The following is an 18,821-nucleotide window of genomic DNA, read 5'->3' on the forward strand; positions in this document are numbered from 1 at the left end:
GCCAGTTTGAAAAACCAGCATTGCTATTTTCCGGGGGGAAGGATTCGATAACACTAGTGAGGCTTGCAGAAAAAGCATTCAGGCCGGGCAAATTTCCGTTTCCTTTGGTGCATATAGACACAGGACATAATTTTTCTGAAACTATAAGCTACCGCGATAAGATGATAGAGCGACTTGGAGAAAAATTAATAGTTGGTTACGTTCAAGATTCCATTGATCAGGGTAAAGTAATTGAGCAAACTGGTAAGAATGCCAGCAGAAACGCTTTGCAGACTGTCACGCTTCTTGATACCATTGCAGCGAATAAGTTTGACGCCTGTATCGGTGGTGCCCGCAGGGACGAGGAAAAGGCGCGTGCGAAGGAGAGGATATTTTCAGTTCGTGATGAGTTTGGGCAATGGGATCCAAAACGTCAGCGTCCTGAACTATGGAATGTTTACAATGGCAAGATCCACAAAGGTGAGAATGTTCGTGTATTCCCGATCAGCAACTGGACTGAGCTGGATGTCTGGAACTACATCCGCAGAGAGAAAATAGAGCTTCCGACGATCTATTTCGCGCATCAGCGCGATGTAATCACCCGGAATGGACAATTGATGGCAGCTGCTGAGTTTCTGAACATGGATGAGCAGGACGTTATCGCACACAAGAATGTGAGGTTCCGTACCGTAGGGGATATGACCTGCACTGCAGCTGTTGAGTCGGATGCGTTTTTAATAGATGATATTATTGAAGAAATACGGGCGTCAAAGATCAGCGAAAGAGGAGCCCGAATGGACGATAAAGTTTCTGAAGCTGCAATGGAAGACCGTAAAAAGGGAGGATATTTTTAATGGATTTACTGAAATTTTTTACAGCAGGAAGTGTTGATGATGGCAAGAGTACCCTTATCGGCAGGCTTCTTTATGATAGTGAATCTATACTTGCAGATCAGCTGGAAGCTCTTCAGCAGTCGAACAGGAAAAATGACGACGGAACGATCGACCTTGCAATTTTAACCGACGGTCTTAAGGCGGAGCGTGAGCAGGGGATAACCATTGATGTCGCTTATAAGTATTTCCAGACGGATAAGAGAAAATTCATCATTGCTGATACCCCGGGACATATCCAGTACACACGAAATATGGTGACCGGTGCTTCAAATTCTAACCTGGCTATAATTTTAGTAGACGCGAGAAACGGAGTAGTTGAGCAGACTATAAGACATTCGTTTATTGTATCGCTGCTGGAGCTAAAGCATATAGTTGTCTGCATCAACAAGATGGATATGGTTGATTACAGCGAGCAGAGGTTTAAAGAAATAAATAAAGCTTATTCTGAGATAGCAGCGAAGCTTCATTTGAACGAAGTTACTTATATCCCCGTAAGTGCGCTTAAAGGCGATAACGTGGTGAATGTTTCCGACAACATGCCGTGGTATAGCGGTAAAAGCTTGCTGGATCATTTGGAAACCATCGAAGTAAATGAAGACGAAAAATCACCGCAGGCCAGGATGCCAGTACAATGGGTGATCAGGCCTCAGACAAATGAGCTTCATGATTATCGCGGCTATGCCGGACGAGTATCAAGCGGCAGTTTTCATGTGAATGATAAGGTTACCGTTCTGCCATCCGGCGTCATGTCGGAGATCAGCAGGATAGAAACTTTCGGGCAGGATCAGGCTGAAATTCACAGTGGAATGTCGGTTACTCTTCACCTTAAGGATAATGTAGATATAAGCAGGGGTGATATCCTTGTGAACTCTTCTCATGAGCCGATAGTATCCCAGCTTATCGAAGCGGATCTTTGCTGGATGGACACCAGGCCGCTGGATGATTCAATCATGTATCTGATACAACATAACAGTAAGCAAACGAAATGCAAGATTCGCGAGATACTCCACAAGGTAAATATCAATACCCTGGAAAAGATTCCTGCAGATACCTTCCAATTGAATGATATCGGCCGTATTGTAATTAAAACTGCTGATCCGCTTGCTTTTGACCTTTATCACGAGAACAAGGAGAATGGCGGAGCCATACTTATCGACAGCCGCACAAATTTGACGGTGGGGGCTTTGATGTTCAGAGCATCGGTGGAATAGGATTAGAAGCAAGAACCAAGTATCAAGAATCAAGACGTCCACACGGCGAACTATATTAAAGAATCAGAAGTGAAAGTAGAATTAAAAAGAGTTAACGATGCGGTGCATTTTGAGGCATCAGCTCTGTCATCGACGGTAAAAGTACATATTGATGGCTCCCCGGATATTGGCGGTCAGGGTTTGGGCGTGAGGCCAATGGAAATGGTGCTAATGGCGCTGGCTTCATGCAGTTCACTGGACCTGGTAAGCATTCTGAAAAAACAGAAGCAGGATCTTCAGGATTTCTCTGTTTCTGTTGAAGGCGAACGCCGCGAACAAATTCCTACTATATTCACCAAGATCCACATGACATTTAACCTTAAGGGAACTGTTGATCAGGATAAAGCTAATCGTGCGGCTGAACTTGCGGTTAAAAAATACTGCTCAGTTCATGATATGCTTGAAGCCGGCGGAGTCGAGATAACATATTCGATAAATATTAATTAGAGCAAGGAACCAAGATAGAACAAGGAACAAAGAGCAAGGAATAAGGAGCTCACTGTCAACTCTCAACTTACTAAATTCTCGTCCTTTCCAAATAATCCATATTGTATTTCATGCTCTCCAGCGGAGTTTTCGCATACTCTTCCTGTTCGATAAAGAAGTATTTTAAACCTGATTCGTTTTGGTTTTGGAGGACTTTAACGATATCAAGCCCACCCTTACCGAATTCGGTGCTATGCTTCTTTTGAAGGTCCATGTCTTTAAGATGCCAGAGTGGGAAACGGCCTTTATATCTTTTGAAATATTCCAGTGGATCATTTCCGCTGGCTACTACCCACCCCAGATCGAGTTCCATATGCACAAGCTTAGGATCGGTGTTGTCCATCAGCACATCATAAAGAACCTGTCCGCCTACTTTTTGAAACTCGTAATCATGATTATGATAGCCGAATTTTAAGCCCATCTTTCTGCATTCTTCTCCGCTCTTGTTAAAGATATCCGCTGTTTTTTTGTAATTGTCTACAGTCTGACCCGACTTGGGCATACTGGAACATATCAAATATTCCTGCCCAGCCTCGGCGGCCTCTTCCATAGTTTGCTTCCACTTTGCATCCACCGCAACGTGCCCGCTTCTTAGGGTCATATCCAGATCCTTGCAAGCCTGCTTCATTTCTTTTCCGGTTAACCCGTAATAATTCCCCTTTGCGCTTTTCGCCGATTCAATTTGTTTAATTCCCAAAGCAGCCAGTTGTTTCAGTGTGCCTTTTGCATCAGCTAGCATTTCTGTGCGAACAGTATATAATTGAATGCCTGGATTTTTAATTTTTTTCTTTGCGAATGTAAACTCAGGAAGGATCATTGAACCGAGAGCCAAAGCTCCTGCAGTTTTTATAAAATGACGGCGTGTTTTCATAAGATGTTTATTTGGACGTTAAATTAGAAATTTTGGCGGAGAAATCGAAATATTACTTAATCTTCAAAAACTCCAGGTTCCAGATCTTCTCGGCTTTCCTGCCGATCAGCCAGAATGATAATGCAAGAACAGCAAAGAAAATGGTTTTATCCGTTATGTCCCAGAGGTACTCGAAATACCTGCTATACAGGTTAATTAGCAGGAAAGTTATTCCAAACTCCCGTGCGATAGTATCCTTTTGGCGAAGCCCGTAAACCGTAAAGCCAATTGCGACAGCTACAGAAATGATACCCCAATATAACAGGTCAATCTGCCGGATCTTCATCCAGTCTTCGAGTGTGGCGAAATTGCCAAAGATTGATAATAGCCAAAGGGAAACGAACATGTAGAGCAGTCCAATGATATACGTTAGGTCACGGAATTCGCTTATTTTCTTTATTCTATACATGGCAAAACTGAAAGCCACCAGCAAAAAGCCGAAAGCCACGAAGCGGAGCGGATAGTTCATCCCAAGGAAATAATGACTCCAGTCGGTTTGATAGCCTGTTTCGGTGCCAAACCAGCTTCCCAATGATACCAAAGCAAATGCCCAGATAAGGCCTGAGTGGAATTTCAATGCCAGTAAAGCGTAGACAATTACTGATAAGAGGAAAAGTATAGAGAAATGGCCCTTGCCATTATCGAATGTCTTACCGAGGTAGGCTAAACAGCATGCTGTGAAGAGAATTCCGAAAAAGACAATTGCCTCGTTACTGAAGACTCGTTCCGGATATTTATTTTTACGCTTGCTGCCTTCATAAAGAAGGGCGGCAGCCAGTAACCCTGAAATAAGGCTGATTATAATGTCGGGGGTATCGTATAGCTTTTCGAGCCAGGTAATTACTACATCATCGATGATTAATGACGCGATTGCAATGATCCCGCAAGCGAGGGCAACCCAGAATGAATATTGAGCCAAACGCTTCCAGTCAAACCCTTTTACTTCATAAGATGTATGGAGTTTTTCCGCGGTGTCAGAATCGATTATCCCTTCTGCTTTCCATTGGCGGATAGCTGAATCCAGAAACTCGCTCTCCTGCTTATCAAGGTTTAGTTTGGCCAATGCGCTTTATTGTAGGTAAAGTATAAATTTATGCTTTTTGAATCAAAATAGATCTAACTGCTTCTTCATCTTTAGCAAGCTGTACCTTCAGCGCTTCAAGAGAGGTAAATTTCTCGTCTCCGCGGATATAGTTAAGGAAATTGATCCGGATAGTACTTCCGTAAATATCCTGATCGAAGTCGAAGATATTTACCTCGATATTATGTGTCATCCCATTAATAGTCGGCCGGTGGCCAATGTAAGCCATCCCATCCAGGCATTTTGTGTCATCACCAACAGAGTTGATCTGTACATTAACTGCATAGATCCCGTCAGCAGGGATAAGCTTATATGTTTCTTCTACAAATAAGTTAGCTGTGGGAAACCCCAAAGTACGCCCGATCTGATCGCCTTTAATAACCTTTCCGGTGAGGTGAAATGGATATCCCAGAAAGTCAGTGGCTGTTTTAACATCGCCGCTTAGGATAGCATTGCGGATCTTAGAAGAGCTGACCGCTACATCATTTATATCCTGTTCAGGGATTTCCTCCACTTCAAAACCGAAATCTGACGAAAACTTCTGAAGGTGCTCAAGTCCCCCTTCGCGGTCTTTTCCAAAACGGTGATCATATCCGATCACGAGCTGCTTTGTGCCGATCTTATCAACTAAAACTTTGCTGATATATTCCTGAGGTGAAAGATTTGAAAAATCCCGTGTAAACGGAGTAATAATAAGGTGATCAATGCCGAGCTTCTCCAATCTGTGGGCTTTCTCCTGCATAGTCGTTATCAGCTTAATAGCTTTGTCTTCGGGGTGGAGTATCATCCGCGGATGCGGAAAGAAAGTTAGAATAACTGTTTCTCCGTTTTTTTGACGGGCAATTTCCTGGAGCCGACTGATTATCTTCTGATGACCGATGTGTACCCCATCGAAAGTACCAATGGTAACCACAGCGTTATTGATCTTCGAAAATTCATCGATGTGGTTATATATTTTCATCGTTCTATAATTGTTTTTTATCGGTGATGAACCTGCCTGCCGGCAGGCAGGGCTATCATGATCTTATCCGGTAACGTTTGTAGCGGTATCCTCATGATGGTTTCATGGCCTTGTAGAAGCGGCAAAATTAACGTTTTTGCTTATTATTTAAGCTTACCCTGCTCTTTTAGTGTTTTGATATGATTTACCAGCTCCATAACACCAAAGGCGTTGTCGACATCGTAGTTACCGCTTTTTGTGCGACGCAGTGCGCTGATGTAGGCTCCGTTATTTAGCGCGCGACCAAAGTCATAGACGAGGGAGCGAATATAAGTACCCTTACTGCACACCACCCTGAAATCGACTTCCGGAAGTTCGATGCGGGTTAGTTCAAACACGCTGATACTGACTTTTCTGGTTTTTAATTCTACATCTTCACCTCTCCGGGCTTTCATATACAGGCGTTCCCCATCTACTTTTACGGCAGAATGAGCCGGCGGGTACTGATCGAGATCACCGATAAATTGCTTAGTGTTTTCATGAAGCTGCGCTTCACTGAGCTGTCTGATCTCAAATGTCTCATTGACCTCGGTTTCCATATCATAGGAAGGCGTGCTGGCGCCCAGCGTCATAGTTCCGGTATATTCTTTTTCCTGCGCCTGGAATTCGTCGATCTTTTTGGTGAGCTTACCTGTACAAATGATTAGCAAGCCTGTGGCGAGTGGATCAAGCGTTCCGGCGTGACCTACCTTGAGCTTAATTGGTTTAAATGAATTACGGATCTTTCCCACCACGTCGAAACTGGTCCATTTGTAGGGCTTGTTGATCAGGAGCATTTCACCGTTGGCAAAATTGAATTCCCGAAATTCTTTAGGAGTAATTTCGTTCATCAGATCACGTGAAGATCGTATCCGGATAGAAGTAAAACCAGAAGTATGCCTCCGACAATGATCCTGTACCATCCAAACAGACGAAAGCCATGTTTTTGAAGGAAGGTTATAAAATATTTGATAGCCAGCATAGCCACTATAAATGCTACTACGTTGCCTATTATTAGCAGGGTTACTTCGTTAGCTGTGATCACGTAGCCATCCTGGTAAAAGTCATATAGTTTTTTCGCAGTTGCTCCGAACATCGTTGGCACCGCAAGGAAAAAGGAAAACTCAGCCGCAGCTTTTCTTGTTAATTTTTGAGCCATTCCGCCTACGATAGTCGCCGCTGATCTGGAAGTACCGGGGATCATGGAAAGGCATTGAAATAAGCCAATTTTCAGGGCTGTGCCATAAGTGATCTCCCTGGTGTCGTCGATATTGCCATCATTAAACCACTTGTCTACGAAAAGAAGGATGATTCCGCCAATGAGTAATGCAATAGCAACACTCAGCGGGCTCTCAAGAAGTTCATCAATTTTATCGCTTAAAAGCATACCGAAAAACACAGCCGGGATAAAAGCTACTAAAAGCTTGAAATAGAAATCAATCGATTGAAAGAATCGCTTGAAGTATAATACAATGACAGACATGATTGCTCCCAGCTGTATTGCAACTGTAAACAGCTTCACAAAGTTATTTGATTGAATGCCCATCAGCGATGAGCCTAGTATCATATGTCCTGTAGAAGAAACTGGTAAGAATTCAGTCAGGCCTTCGATGATTGCCAGAATTATAGCCTGAAAAACCGTCATTAATTATTATTAGCCGGTTTCTTAAGTATAGCAACAAAACCAATAGCGAAGCCGATCAGAACGATAATAGGTGCAATAACAATCTTACTTGAACTGTAAATATCCGTATCACCTGCCATTATGATAAAACCCAGAATTACTACTACTATGCTTACTATCATCAGCATATAATTGGTTTTTTGGAACACAAAAGGTTCCTGATTGGTTTCTTTAACCGGAGTGTTTTTCTGTGCCATTATCTGTAAAGGTCATGTGATTTTAAACGGAGGAATTTGCTTACTGCAAAATACGTGCTCAGGCCCGATATCAGTATTCCAATACCTATCACCCCTAAGAAAACTATAACAAATTCGAACCAGTTCCTTAAAATTACCATCTCCGGAACCTGTTTCTGTGCAAAATATAAAGTCAGCAGAAGCAATATAATAGCGATTAATCCCGCAAGCAGTCCGTGGAATATTCCATAAGCTAAAAACGGTTTGCGGATGAATCCCCGTGTTGCGCCAACGAGCTGCATGCTCTTGATCAGGAAACGCTGAGAATATATTGCCAGGCGAATGGTATTGTTGATCAAAGCTACAGCAATGATCAATAAAATTCCTGCGAAAGCCAGGATAACAAGACCGATTCCCCGGATGTTCTGGTTAACCATATCGATCAGTGATTTCTGATATATAACTTCTTTAACCAGTGGATTTTTGCTTAATTGTGAAGTAAAGGTCCGGATGCTGGCGTTGTTTGCATAATCAGCTTTCATATACACATCGATGGAAGACAATAAAGGATTATAGCCTAAGAAATCCACAAAATCTTCACCTAAATCCTTGGTAAGATTTCTGGCAGCAAGTTCCTTGCTTACATATTGTGTTTTTAAAACGTAATTGTTTGCATCGACCTGTTTTTGCAGAGCCGTGATATCGACTTCTTTAGCGCCCTCATTCACGATGATGTTAAGTACAATATTCTCTTTCACGTAGTTAGAAAGGTTTTTCGCATGAACCAGGATGAGCCCAAGTAATCCAGTCATAAGCAAAACCAAAGCTATGCTGATCACAGTTGAGACATAAATGGTTTTAGTTTTTCTGGATGAGGTACTGGCTTCGAATTCTTCCATGAGCAATGATTATATCCGCGAAAATAAAGATTTCACTTTATAAACGTAGCAATATGGATGTTAATATGAGTTAAAATTTGTTAAAGCGGGTTGTTGGTTGTTGGATGTTCGTTGTTAGACAGGGCGGATAACACTTTGACCTTTCCAACTTTCAACTGTCCACTTTCAACTTTTCTAAGTATTTTCGCACCTTAGTTTTACAAGATGGATTATCAATTCAGAGATATAGAGAAGAGGTGGCAAAAATTTTGGGCCGACAATCAGACATTTAAGGTCGACAATAATTCAGCTAAGCCTAAATATTATGTCCTGGATATGTTCCCATATCCTTCAGGAGCCGGCCTTCACGTCGGTCATCCGCTTGGTTACATCGCATCCGATATATTTTCACGATATAAAAGACTAAAAGGCTTTAATGTTTTGCATCCAATGGGATACGATTCTTTTGGCCTTCCGGCGGAGCAATATGCGATTCAAACAGGGCAGCACCCTGCAATCACTACTGAGACTAACATTAACAGATATCGCGAACAACTTGATAACCTGGGATTCTCATTCGATTGGAGCCGTGAGGTGAGAACGAGTGATCCCGGATACTATAAATGGACGCAATGGATATTCATGCTTCTATTTAATTCATGGTACGACCTGGATAATGATAAAGCTCAAAGCATCGACGAACTGATCAGGAGGTTTGAGAAATCAGGCAGCGAAGACATTCGCGCAGTGTGCGATGACGATATTTCCAGCTTTACAGGGGATGAGTGGAAGCAGAAGTCTGAAGAGGATAAACAAACCGAATTATTAAAATATCGCCTGACTTACCTTCGCGAAAGCACCGTAAACTGGTGCCCCGCCCTGGGAACCGTTCTGGCGAATGATGAAGTAAAAGATGGTTTCTCCGAGCGTGGAGGCTATCCCGTTGAACAGAAAAAAATGATGCAGTGGAGCATGCGTATCACAGCTTATGCTGATCGTCTGCTTCAGGGACTTGATTCGATCGATTGGCCTGAGCCTCTTAAGGAGATGCAACGGAACTGGATCGGAAAGAGTGTGGGAGCATTGGTTAGTTTCCGCCTCACCCCCAACCCCTCTCCGGTGGAGAGGGGAGAGCAGGTTGGAGAGTATGTGGGTTATAAAACGGCTGATCCGGGAATTTGGAATATTTTGAAAGTGCATTCAAGGGAGCACCGGAAGGATTCTACAGAAGCTGAGAACATCTTATGGCAACATTTACGGAATAACCAGACTGGTTATAAAATCAGAAGACAGCACGCGATTGATACTTATATTGCAGATTTTATTTGCTTGAAAAAAGGATTAGTCATTGAAGTAGACGGCGGATATCATTCCGATAATCAGGAGAGTGACGGAATAAGGACAGAGATATTAAATCAATTGGGGTTTAAAGTCGTCCGTTTTTCAAATGAAGAAGTAATTTCAAACCCGACCGGAGTCACAGAACATATCAAGGAAAAATTAAATTCCTTACCTGACAGAATTTCTAGCGATCCAGTCCCCCTCTCCTCCGGAGAGGGCCGGGGTGAGGCCATTGACGTTTTCACTACCCGTGTTGATACCATTTTTGGTACCACATTCCTTGTACTTGCACCTGAGCATGAACTTGTAAAATCGTTAACGACTTCCGACAAAAAGCAAGAGATCGCAGATTACATCGACCAAACTAAGAAGAAAAGTGAGCTCGACCGTATGGCCGATACTAAAACAGTATCCGGAGCTTTTACGGGCAGTTATGCGCTTCATCCGGTTAGTGAGGAAAAGATCCCTGTTTGGATCGCGGATTACGTACTGGCAGGATATGGAACAGGAGCTGTAATGGCTGTGCCTTCCGGAGATCAGCGGGACTGGTTGTTTGCAACTAAGTTCGGGCTTCCTATTGTTGCCATTTCGGACGCACAGGTTGATCTTGATACCCAGGCTGACCCAACAAAAGATGGGAAATATATTAATTCGGGACTGATCAATGGCTTGGGTTATAAAGAAGCAACAACAGTTCTTATCAATAAATTGGAAGAGCTTGGTGCAGGTAAGGCAAAAGTAAATTACCGCTTGCGCGATGCTATTTTTGGCCGCCAGCGTTACTGGGGTGAACCGGTGCCTGTATACTTTAAGGAGGGTATGCCTCATCTTATTAATGTCTCTGAATTGCCATTGGTGCTGCCTGAGGTCGACAAATATCTTCCTACAGAAAGCGGGGAGCCACCTTTGGGCCGCGCGGAAAACTGGAAGTATCATGGTGAGCTTGAATATGAATTAAGCACTATGCCAGGCTGGGCCGGTTCGAGCTGGTATTGGTTAAGGTATATGGATGCCCGGAATGAAGGTGAATTTGCTTCAAAGGATGCTATTTCTTATTGGAAAGATGTCGATTTGTATATCGGCGGGTCTGAGCATGCGACAGGGCACTTGCTGTATAGCCGTTTCTGGAATAAATTTCTAAAGGATCTGGGATTCGTGATAGAAGAAGAACCTTTCAAAAAGCTTATCAATCAGGGAATGATACAGGGGAGATCTAATTTCGTTTATCGTCTGATCGATGAGGAAGGAAAAGCGACTAACACGTTTGTTTCTGCGGGATTAAAATCACAGTACAAAACCTCTGCGATGCACGTGGATGTAAACATTGTGGAAAATGAGATCCTTGATGTTACGAAGTTTAAATCATTCAGGCCTGAATTCGAAAATGCAGAATTCATTTTGGAAAATGGCAAGTATTCCTGCGGCGTAGAAATCGAAAAGATGTCAAAGTCCAAGTTCAACGTGGTTAACCCCGATGAACTTGCCGAGCGTTATGGCGCTGACACTCTCCGCATGTACGAGATGTTCCTTGGTCCTTTAGAACAAAGCAAACCGTGGAACACCAATGGTATAGAAGGTGTTTTCAAATTCCTGCGTAAGTTCTGGAAACTTTTCCATGATGATGAGTTCAACTTTAATGTTTCAGAAGCGGAACCTGCAAAGGCCGAATACAAAGCCTTACATAAGATCATTCGAAAAGTTGAAGAAGATATCGAACGCTTTTCTTTCAATACTTCGGTTTCCAGTTTTATGATCTGTGTAAACGAGCTTACTGATCTGAAGTGCAACAAAAGAAAGATCCTGCACGATCTTGTAATAGTGCTTCAACCGTATGCACCGCATATCACGGAAGAATTATGGACTTTGCTGGGCAATGAGGCTGGTAAGATCTCAGCTGCTAATTATCCTGAATTCAATCCTGAATACCTCGTTGAAAACGAATTCTCATATCCTGTTTCCATTAACGGCAAAACTAGATTGAACCTTAATATCTCTCTCGCCCTGCCTCAGGCAGAAGTGGAGCCTATTATATTGGAAAATGAGGATGTAAAAAAATATCTGGAGGGAAGAACTCCGAAGAAAATAATATTCGTAAAAGGGAAAATAATAAATGTTGTGGTTTAATTACTATCCTCCCGGGAATATTTCATCCAAAACCGGGTTAATGCGAACAACTTGGGCAACCCTGTGTTTGTTCGCAATTCCACTTTCTTTATAAGCTTTTCGCGCAAAAGTGTAACAATCACCAATTTCTTTAGACTAATATCAAAATCAATTACATGAAAAGAATACTACTATTATTAACCTTCATATCCTTTATAGGTACTGTTTCTGCGCAGGGTTTGGGCGGAGCTGCACCTGCAGGTGTTACCGGAAGAATATCCGGATCAATTGTCGATTCACTTACCCGTAAACCGATTGACTATGCTACTATAGCTCTTGGCCGTGCCGGAACTGCCAGATCTACAAACGGCGCACTTTCTGATGAAAAAGGAACATTTAAGATCGAAAACATTGCTGCTGGATCTTATCGGATTACAATTGCATTTTTGGGATACCAAACGAAGATCATTGATTCGGTAAAAACTACTGCAGCTAAACCAGATCTAAATCTGGGCCGGATCTTTTTGACTCCGAATTCGAAAGCACTGGGAGAGGTCGTGGTAACAGGAATAACTCCGATTGTAGAGAATAAGATCGATAAACTTGTTTACAATGCGGAGCAGGATGTTGCTATAGCAGGCGGAAATGCTACAGATGTATTGCGTAAAGTTCCGCTCCTTTCAGTGGATTTCGAAGGTAATGTCTCATTAAGAGGAAGCCAGAATGTCAAAGTTCTGATCAATGGTAAGCCTTCAGGCTCCATGGCTAACAATATGGCAGACGCTTTAAAAGCAATCCCTGCGGATCAGATAAAGAATGTGGAGGTGATCACATCTCCATCAGCTAAATATGATGCGGAAGGTACGTCTGGTATTATTAATATTATCACAAAGAAAAACAATCTTGCAGGCGTAAGCGGTTCTGTGAACGCTGGTGTTGGTACCAGGCAAAACAGTGGAAACCTTAATCTGAATGCAAAAACCGGGCGTCTCGCAGTTACTGCAAATGGCGGTGGCTTTTATTCATGGCCGCAAACGAGCACTATTTCTTTTAAACGCTCGTCAAATGACGGTTCGCAGGTTTTAAGTCAATCAGGAAAGAGTGAGTCAGATCGCTTGGCTGCGAATGGTTCGATCGGTGCAGATTATGATTTCAACAGCTTTAACTCAATAAGTTCAAACCTGCGCCTGAATGGTTTTAATAGAAAGGTTGACGGAAGCAATGTCAATGAAAATACTTTCGGCGGAGCGCCAGTGATCTTTACGCGTTTGAGCGATAATTCTATCGAGATGAACGGGTTCGACTGGAGCAGTGATTTCCTTCACAAATTCAAAAAGAAAGATCAACAGATATCTGTTGCCTATCAGCTGTCGCACAGTGTGCAGTTGAATGATTATACGACAGATTTCTCCAACACTATAATTGACGAGTATGGAGATAACGATGCGGATAATACTGAGAATACTATCCAGGTAGATTATACGCATCCTTTCAAAAAAGTAACCCTTGAAACAGGTGTGAAGGGTATACTTCGCGATATCGTTAGTGATAACAGGACGCGCAGTTTGAATTCAACTACCGGAGTGTTTACGCCCATTGCGGCGCGCACGTACGTTTATGATTACAATCAGGATGTTTATTCAGCTTATGCGACGCTTGGTTTTACCCTGGCGAAAAAATATGGCATCAGAGCTGGTGCAAGATATGAGGCTACAGAAATTGAGGGCGATGCAAGAAGCACAGGTACCGGCGTTTCACCTTTTAGCAGCAGCTATTATAACCTTGTACCAAGTTTTGTAATATCCAGAACATTCAAGAACTACTCGACAATTAAATTAAGCTACAACCAGCGTTTACAACGGCCAAGTTTATTTTATCTGAATCCTTTCCTAAACAGTGCAGATATTTTTAACCAGTCACAGGGTAACCCATCTCTGAAACCGGAGTTGTCACATAATATTGAGTTCAATTACTCCATGTTTGTTAAAACCACAGTGGTAAACGCATCGGTATTTTACCGCAGGACTAACGATATCATCGAAAGCTTTATACTTCCGACGACAGTTACAGATCCAACCACAGGAAACAGTGTTTCCGGTTCAAGAACTACTTACCAGAACGTAGGTAACAATAACTCAGTTGGATTCAACTTCTTCGGCCAGATTAACCCGGTGAAACCTCTAACGCTGCGTGGTAACTTTAACGTTTTCACATATGATATTAGCACCAATAGTTCAGTTGTTGTCTCAAATGCAAATTCAGGAGTACAAATGCTTTATAACGGGTTTATAATGGGTACTTACGCATTTCCTAAAGGCTTAACGTTCGAAACTTTCCTGATCACAAACTCTCCGCGCCGTACAGCTCAGGGACGGAATCCATCATTTAATATGTGGAATCTTGGCCTGAAAAAGGAAATCATGGCGAAAAAGGGAAGTATCGGCTTGACCGTTATCGACCCGTTCAACGAGAACAAGAATTTCCGTCAGAATATCACAGGCACTGACTTTACCCAGACAAGTAACTTTTCCCTTCCATTCCGATCTTTCGGGATGAGCTTTAGCTACCGTTTTGGAAAGATGACCATGCAGGCGCCAAGGAAAAAACGCGGAGTTACTAATGATGACTTGAAACAAGAGCAACAAGCTACCGGTAATCAGTAATTAGTGATTGGTAGTTCGTCCCATAGGGATGCCTACGGCATTGTTAGCAGTTAGAACGAATACCGACAATTAAAAGCTTGTTTCATAAGGCAAAAGACACCGACACTAAATTAGTGCCGGTGTTTTTTCTTTGGTGCCGGACCGAAGTAGTACGGCTGGTTTTGTACATTTGCCCAAATTCTGCTTAATGAAACCTGCGTGAACTTGCCGCTCACAAACCACATGAATAAGCTCGCGCAAACTTCATAGTCGCTAAAAAAATATATTCTAATGAAAATTATTTCACTTTTACCGGCCGCCACTGAGATAGTTTGGGCTCTGGGTCTTGACCACCAGCTTGTGGGCCGTTCGCATGAGTGCGATTTTCCTGAAAGTGTAAAGGATCTTCCGGTATGTTCGTCTGCTAAGTTTATTTCAGGATCAGATAGCCTTGAAATTGACAAGCAGGTAAAAGAGATCCTTACAGATGCGTTGTCGATTTATACCATCGATAAAGAAATGATCAGGAAACTTAATCCTGATGTGATCATCACCCAGGCTCAGTGTGAGGTTTGTGCAGTGAGTTTGAAAGATGTAGAAGCAGCACTTGACGGTTTACTGGATAAGGAATGCAGGATAATTTCGCTCGAGCCCAATGTGCTTTCAGATGTTTATAATGATATCAGAAACATCGCTGGAATTATGAACGTAAGCGCCCGGGCAGATGATCTCCTGGAACGCGCTGATGAACGATTAGATATTATCCTGCACAAGCTCAAATTCCTTTCTGAGAAGCCAAAAGTTGCCTGTATAGAATGGCTGACTCCTTTAATGATAGCCGGTAACTGGACGCCAGAGCTGGTTCAAATCGCAGGGGGCAATCCCATACTTTCAGTTAACGGCAAACATTCACCCTTTGTTGATTTTAAAGATGTAGTGAAAGAAGATCCGGATATAATTGTGGTTACGCCATGCGGATTCTCAATACCCAGAACTCTGCAGGAGATCAATTTGTTACTAGATCTTCCCGGATGGCAGGAACTTAAAGCGGTTAAAGACAACCGGATATATATTGCCGATGGAAACCAATACTTCAACCGCTCAGGTCCGAGACTGACAGATAGCATCGAAATTCTTGCTGAAATTATTAACCCAAAGCAATTTGTGTTTGGATATCAAGGGGCGGGGTGGATACAGTTTAATGTGCAAATGAGTAAATTAGATAATTAGCAAATTTGCTCATTTCCTAATTTGCTCATTCTCTAATTAAAAAGCGATGAATTGATCGATCTGCTGATCGGTAAATTTCATGGTATCTTCTTTAAACAAATTCCCATTCTCATCTAATTCCTTGTGAATAGCAGGAATGTGGATCCGAAGGGGCAGAACATGCATATTGATGTAGTGGCAAATGCCTGTGAAATGATCTACCCCGCGGATATTGCCGTATTTGCCTGAGGATAATCCAACAAGAGCAGCTTTCTTACCATAAAAGCTTTCCGGAAATTTACAGGCGTCTATGAAGGTTTTGAGGATGCCCGGAAACCCACCATTGTATTCAGGAAAGATGAAAAGGAATTTGCTGCTGAGCGTGACTTTATCCTGTATCAGCTGAAACGCTTCACTTCGTTTACCGTACAGGTCAGTGCCGATCAGATGATGCGGCAAATCCGTAAGAGATAACAGATCTGCTTCATACCCTTTGGACGCAATTTGTCTTTGATAATATTCAGCCAGCTTCAGCGTATAACTTCCTTCCCGGTTCGTGCCTGAAATAATAGTGATCATTTTTGTTGATAAGATGTGCAAAACGAAAATCGCCCCGCCGGTTAAATAGTTTTAAGTTTGTTATCTTTAGTACTTGGTAAAAAGCCATCCAGACATATCAAAAGTATTCTTTTTTACTGCTATACAGATATAACGAGGCTTACTTAATATCAGTTATTTGTAATTATTTTCTAGAAATGGGTAAAATCATCGCGTTAGCTAACCAGAAAGGTGGCGTTGGTAAAACAACTTCGTCAATAAATCTGGCCGCCAGTTTAGCTGTGCTCGAATATCGTACTTTATTGGTTGATGCTGATCCGCAGGCTAATTCAACTTCGGGCATCGGTTATGATCCGCGTACGATTAAAGCAAGCATTTATGAGTGTATCATCAATGAAATAGATCCTGCAGACGCTATTAAAAGTACCGATACACCAAACCTTGACCTGCTGCCTGCTCATATCGATCTTGTCGGAGCTGAAATAGAAATGATCAATCTGACAGACCGTGAGTATAAAATGAAAGCTGTCCTGGAGAAGATCCGTGATAACTACGATTTTATCATCATTGATTGCTCGCCGTCATTAGGACTAATCACGATCAACGCCCTAACGGCAGCAGATTCGGTAATAATTCCTGTTCAATGTGAGTATTTCGCATTAGAAGGCCTTGGAAAATTATTGAATACGATCAAGATCGTTCAAAACCGTTTAAATCCTGAATTGCAGATTGAAGGTATCTTATTGACAATGTACGACGTGCGTTTGCGCTTATCAAATCAGGTGGTTGAAGAAGTAAAAACACATTTTCAGGATCTTGTTTTCGACACCATCATCCAGCGAAATACCCGTCTTAGTGAGGCTCCAAGTTATGGGATCTCTGTGATCATGCATGATGCAAATTGTAAGGGAGCTATCAATTATCTTAACCTGGCCCGCGAGATCATCCGTAAAAATGGTCTTGTTTCAAATGAAGAAGCCGAAAAGCAAGCATTAGTTTAGTTTATTATATGGTCCATCAGAAGAAAACAGGCCTGGGGAAAGGATTACGAGCGTTATTGGATGATTCAGATCTGCCAGAAAACGACAGGAAACAACAGATTAGCAACGAGAGCACTTCTTTAGGATCTATAAGTTTTGTTAAAATAAATCAGGTTGATGTTAACCCGTTTCAACCCCGTACGGATTTTGATCCCGAAGCACTTCAGGAACTATCCGAATCAATAAAGCTTCAGGGACTGATCCAGCCAATAACCGTTAGAAAAACAGGCCAGAATTCCTACCAGCTCATATCCGGCGAGCGGCGCTTACGCGCTGCAAAACTTGCCGGGCTAACTGAAATTCCTGCATATATCCGGACTGCTAACGACCAGCAGATGCTGGAAATGGCGCTTATTGAGAACATTCAGCGTGAGAACTTGAATGCAATCGAAGTTGCCTTAACCTTTCAGCGGATGATCGATGAATGCAGCCTCAAACAGGAAGAACTGGGGAGCAGGGTGAGCAAGAATCGTTCAACAGTAACAAATTATTTGCGCCTTCTTAAATTACCCCCTGCTATCCAGGGGGCTATTCGTGATAAGGATATCTCAATGGGCCATGCCCGTGCCCTAATTTCAGTCGAAAACCCGGATCAGCAATTATATATCTTTCAGGAGATAATAAATCGCGGCCTCTCGGTTAGAAAAGTTGAAGAATTAGTTCGCCAGATAGAGAAATCAGGTAAACAAAAAGGTTTCGTCTCTAAAAAGGAAGGAATTTCTTTTCAGTATATGAAGATTCAGGATGACCTGGCATCGAAGTTTGCAACGAATGTTAAGTTAAAACTTAAAGAAAAGGGAACTGGTTCTATAGAAATTACGTTCATGTCTGATGATGACCTGCACAGAATTCTGGAAATGTTAGACTGGTAATGACTCATAAACTTCTAAGCTTGATCGTTTTCTTGTGTCTTTTGACGCAGATTAAAGCTTATTCTCAAAATTCCGATACCATACCTAAGAAGAAGAGGGCAAAACAAGAGGTTGCGCTAAACGGTGTAGTTAAGGATTCCGCAAGGCTTGCTATTGAAGCTATGCCCGGAATTGCCGCTCGCCGGTCGGCTATGCTTCCGGGGCTTGGGCAGATCTACAATAAACGCTGGTGGAAAGTGCCCCTCGTTTACGGAGGCTTTGTTGGTATCGGGCTGGTTTATGAATTTAATCAACGTCAGTATAAAATTTTTCTCACGGAGGCTCAATATAGGCAGGAAGATCCTTCAAAAGCTAACCCTGCCTGGAAGGGGGTATATACCGATGAGGGAATAATTGGAGTAAAGGATGACTACCGAAGGACCCGCGACCTTTCTATACTCGCCGGGGTTGCTTTTTATGCTATCCAAATAATAGATGCCTATATTGATGCCAAGTTCTTCAGGTTTGATGTATCTAACGATCTGTCAATTCAAGTGGATCCCTTGATCCAGCCCGCGCAAATTTATAATGCGGCGTCGCCTGCAGCAACTACAATTGGGTTTAAAGTCAAGCTATCTTTATGAGATACTTTATATTTTAACTTAAATTAACATATGAAACATCGTGAGCACACAATTTACAAAACTTAATGAATGTGCTTGCAGGCTCATGATAGCCCTGCCTGCCGGCAGGCAGGTTCA

17 protein-coding genes are annotated in these 18,821 nt (G+C 42.5%); 9 read left to right on the plus strand and 8 right to left on the minus strand.

What is annotated here, in order from left to right:
- The 3 genes from cysD to WKF69_RS00390 all read left to right on the plus strand — a co-directional run.
- A partial coding sequence (gene cysD, locus WKF69_RS00380) for a sulfate adenylyltransferase subunit CysD (protein WP_340378542.1) occupies positions 1-833 on the plus strand: 833 nt, incomplete at its 5' end.
- Positions 833-2,083: a GTP-binding protein gene (locus WKF69_RS00385; RefSeq protein ID WP_340378543.1), complete on the plus strand. Its 1,251-nt coding sequence runs from the start codon at positions 833-835 to the stop codon at positions 2,081-2,083. The genes cysD and WKF69_RS00385, both read left to right, overlap by 1 nt.
- Before the next feature lie 69 nt (positions 2,084-2,152).
- Entirely contained in the window at positions 2,153-2,569 is a 417-nt protein-coding gene (locus tag WKF69_RS00390; RefSeq protein ID WP_340378544.1) for an OsmC family protein, read from the plus strand.
- 70 nt (positions 2,570-2,639) lie between these two features.
- Here WKF69_RS00390 and WKF69_RS00395 read toward each other — a convergent pair whose 3' ends face one another.
- The 7 genes from WKF69_RS00395 to WKF69_RS00425 all read right to left on the minus strand — a co-directional run bounded on the left by WKF69_RS00395 (position 2,640) and on the right by WKF69_RS00425 (position 8,337).
- A complete protein-coding gene (locus WKF69_RS00395) occupies positions 2,640-3,479 on the minus strand; it encodes a sugar phosphate isomerase/epimerase (RefSeq protein ID WP_340378545.1) in 840 nt (279 codons plus the stop codon).
- Between the two features lie 52 nt (positions 3,480-3,531).
- On the minus strand, positions 3,532-4,581 hold the full coding sequence (locus WKF69_RS00400; RefSeq protein WP_340378546.1) for a DUF2157 domain-containing protein: 1,050 nt from the start codon (positions 4,579-4,581) through the stop codon (positions 3,532-3,534).
- A 28-nt stretch (positions 4,582-4,609) separates the two neighbouring features.
- The gene (locus WKF69_RS00405; RefSeq protein WP_340378547.1) at positions 4,610-5,560 is read right to left on the minus strand and encodes a bifunctional riboflavin kinase/FAD synthetase; all 951 of its coding nucleotides are present in this window, start codon (positions 5,558-5,560) and stop codon (positions 4,610-4,612) included.
- A gap of 143 nt (positions 5,561-5,703) precedes the next feature.
- The gene (gene truB / locus WKF69_RS00410) at positions 5,704-6,429 is read right to left on the minus strand and encodes a tRNA pseudouridine(55) synthase TruB (RefSeq protein WP_340378548.1); all 726 of its coding nucleotides are present in this window, start codon (positions 6,427-6,429) and stop codon (positions 5,704-5,706) included.
- The gene (locus WKF69_RS00415) at positions 6,429-7,223 is read right to left on the minus strand and encodes an undecaprenyl-diphosphate phosphatase (RefSeq protein WP_340378549.1); all 795 of its coding nucleotides are present in this window, start codon (positions 7,221-7,223) and stop codon (positions 6,429-6,431) included. Before WKF69_RS00415 ends, truB begins: the two co-directional genes overlap by 1 nt.
- Positions 7,223-7,459, minus strand: a complete 237-nt coding sequence (locus WKF69_RS00420) for a DUF3098 domain-containing protein (RefSeq protein WP_340378550.1) — start codon at positions 7,457-7,459, stop codon at positions 7,223-7,225. The genes WKF69_RS00415 and WKF69_RS00420 overlap by 1 nt, the downstream gene beginning before the upstream one ends.
- Positions 7,459-8,337 carry a permease-like cell division protein FtsX gene (locus WKF69_RS00425; protein WP_340378551.1) on the minus strand — a complete coding sequence of 293 codons (879 nt, stop codon included), beginning with the start codon at positions 8,335-8,337 and terminating at the stop codon, positions 7,459-7,461. Before WKF69_RS00425 ends, WKF69_RS00420 begins: the two co-directional genes overlap by 1 nt.
- A 204-nt stretch (positions 8,338-8,541) precedes the next feature.
- Between WKF69_RS00425 and leuS the strand changes: the two genes are divergently transcribed.
- The 3 genes from leuS (at position 8,542) to WKF69_RS00440 (ending at position 15,632) form a co-directional block, all read left to right on the plus strand.
- Complete coding sequence (gene leuS / locus WKF69_RS00430) at positions 8,542-11,781, plus strand: leucine--tRNA ligase (RefSeq protein WP_340378552.1); 3,240 nt, start codon at positions 8,542-8,544, stop codon at positions 11,779-11,781.
- Between the two features lie 155 nt (positions 11,782-11,936).
- Entirely contained in the window at positions 11,937-14,423 is a 2,487-nt protein-coding gene (locus WKF69_RS00435; protein WP_340378553.1) for a TonB-dependent receptor, read from the plus strand.
- Positions 14,424-14,693: 270 nt separating this feature from the next.
- Complete coding sequence (locus tag WKF69_RS00440; protein ID WP_340378554.1) at positions 14,694-15,632, plus strand: cobalamin-binding protein; 939 nt, start codon at positions 14,694-14,696, stop codon at positions 15,630-15,632.
- A 36-nt stretch (positions 15,633-15,668) separates the two neighbouring features.
- Here WKF69_RS00440 and WKF69_RS00445 read toward each other — a convergent pair whose 3' ends face one another.
- A complete protein-coding gene (locus WKF69_RS00445; RefSeq protein ID WP_340378555.1) occupies positions 15,669-16,190 on the minus strand; it encodes an NAD(P)H-dependent oxidoreductase in 522 nt (173 codons plus the stop codon).
- A gap of 176 nt (positions 16,191-16,366) precedes the next feature.
- Between WKF69_RS00445 and WKF69_RS00450 the strand changes: the two genes are divergently transcribed.
- From WKF69_RS00450 to WKF69_RS00460, 3 genes are read left to right on the plus strand one after another with little or no spacing between them, the layout of a single operon-like run.
- A complete protein-coding gene (locus WKF69_RS00450; protein ID WP_340378556.1) occupies positions 16,367-17,170 on the plus strand; it encodes an AAA family ATPase in 804 nt (267 codons plus the stop codon).
- A gap of 8 nt (positions 17,171-17,178) precedes the next feature.
- Positions 17,179-18,081, plus strand: a complete 903-nt coding sequence (locus WKF69_RS00455; RefSeq protein WP_340378557.1) for a ParB/RepB/Spo0J family partition protein — start codon at positions 17,179-17,181, stop codon at positions 18,079-18,081.
- Complete coding sequence (locus tag WKF69_RS00460) at positions 18,081-18,704, plus strand: DUF5683 domain-containing protein (RefSeq protein ID WP_340378558.1); 624 nt, start codon at positions 18,081-18,083, stop codon at positions 18,702-18,704. The genes WKF69_RS00455 and WKF69_RS00460 overlap by 1 nt, the downstream gene beginning before the upstream one ends.
- Positions 18,705-18,821: the final 117 nt, after the last annotated feature.

This window comes from Daejeonella sp., assembly GCF_037719425.1.
Lineage (GTDB): Bacteria > Bacteroidota > Bacteroidia > Sphingobacteriales > Sphingobacteriaceae > Daejeonella.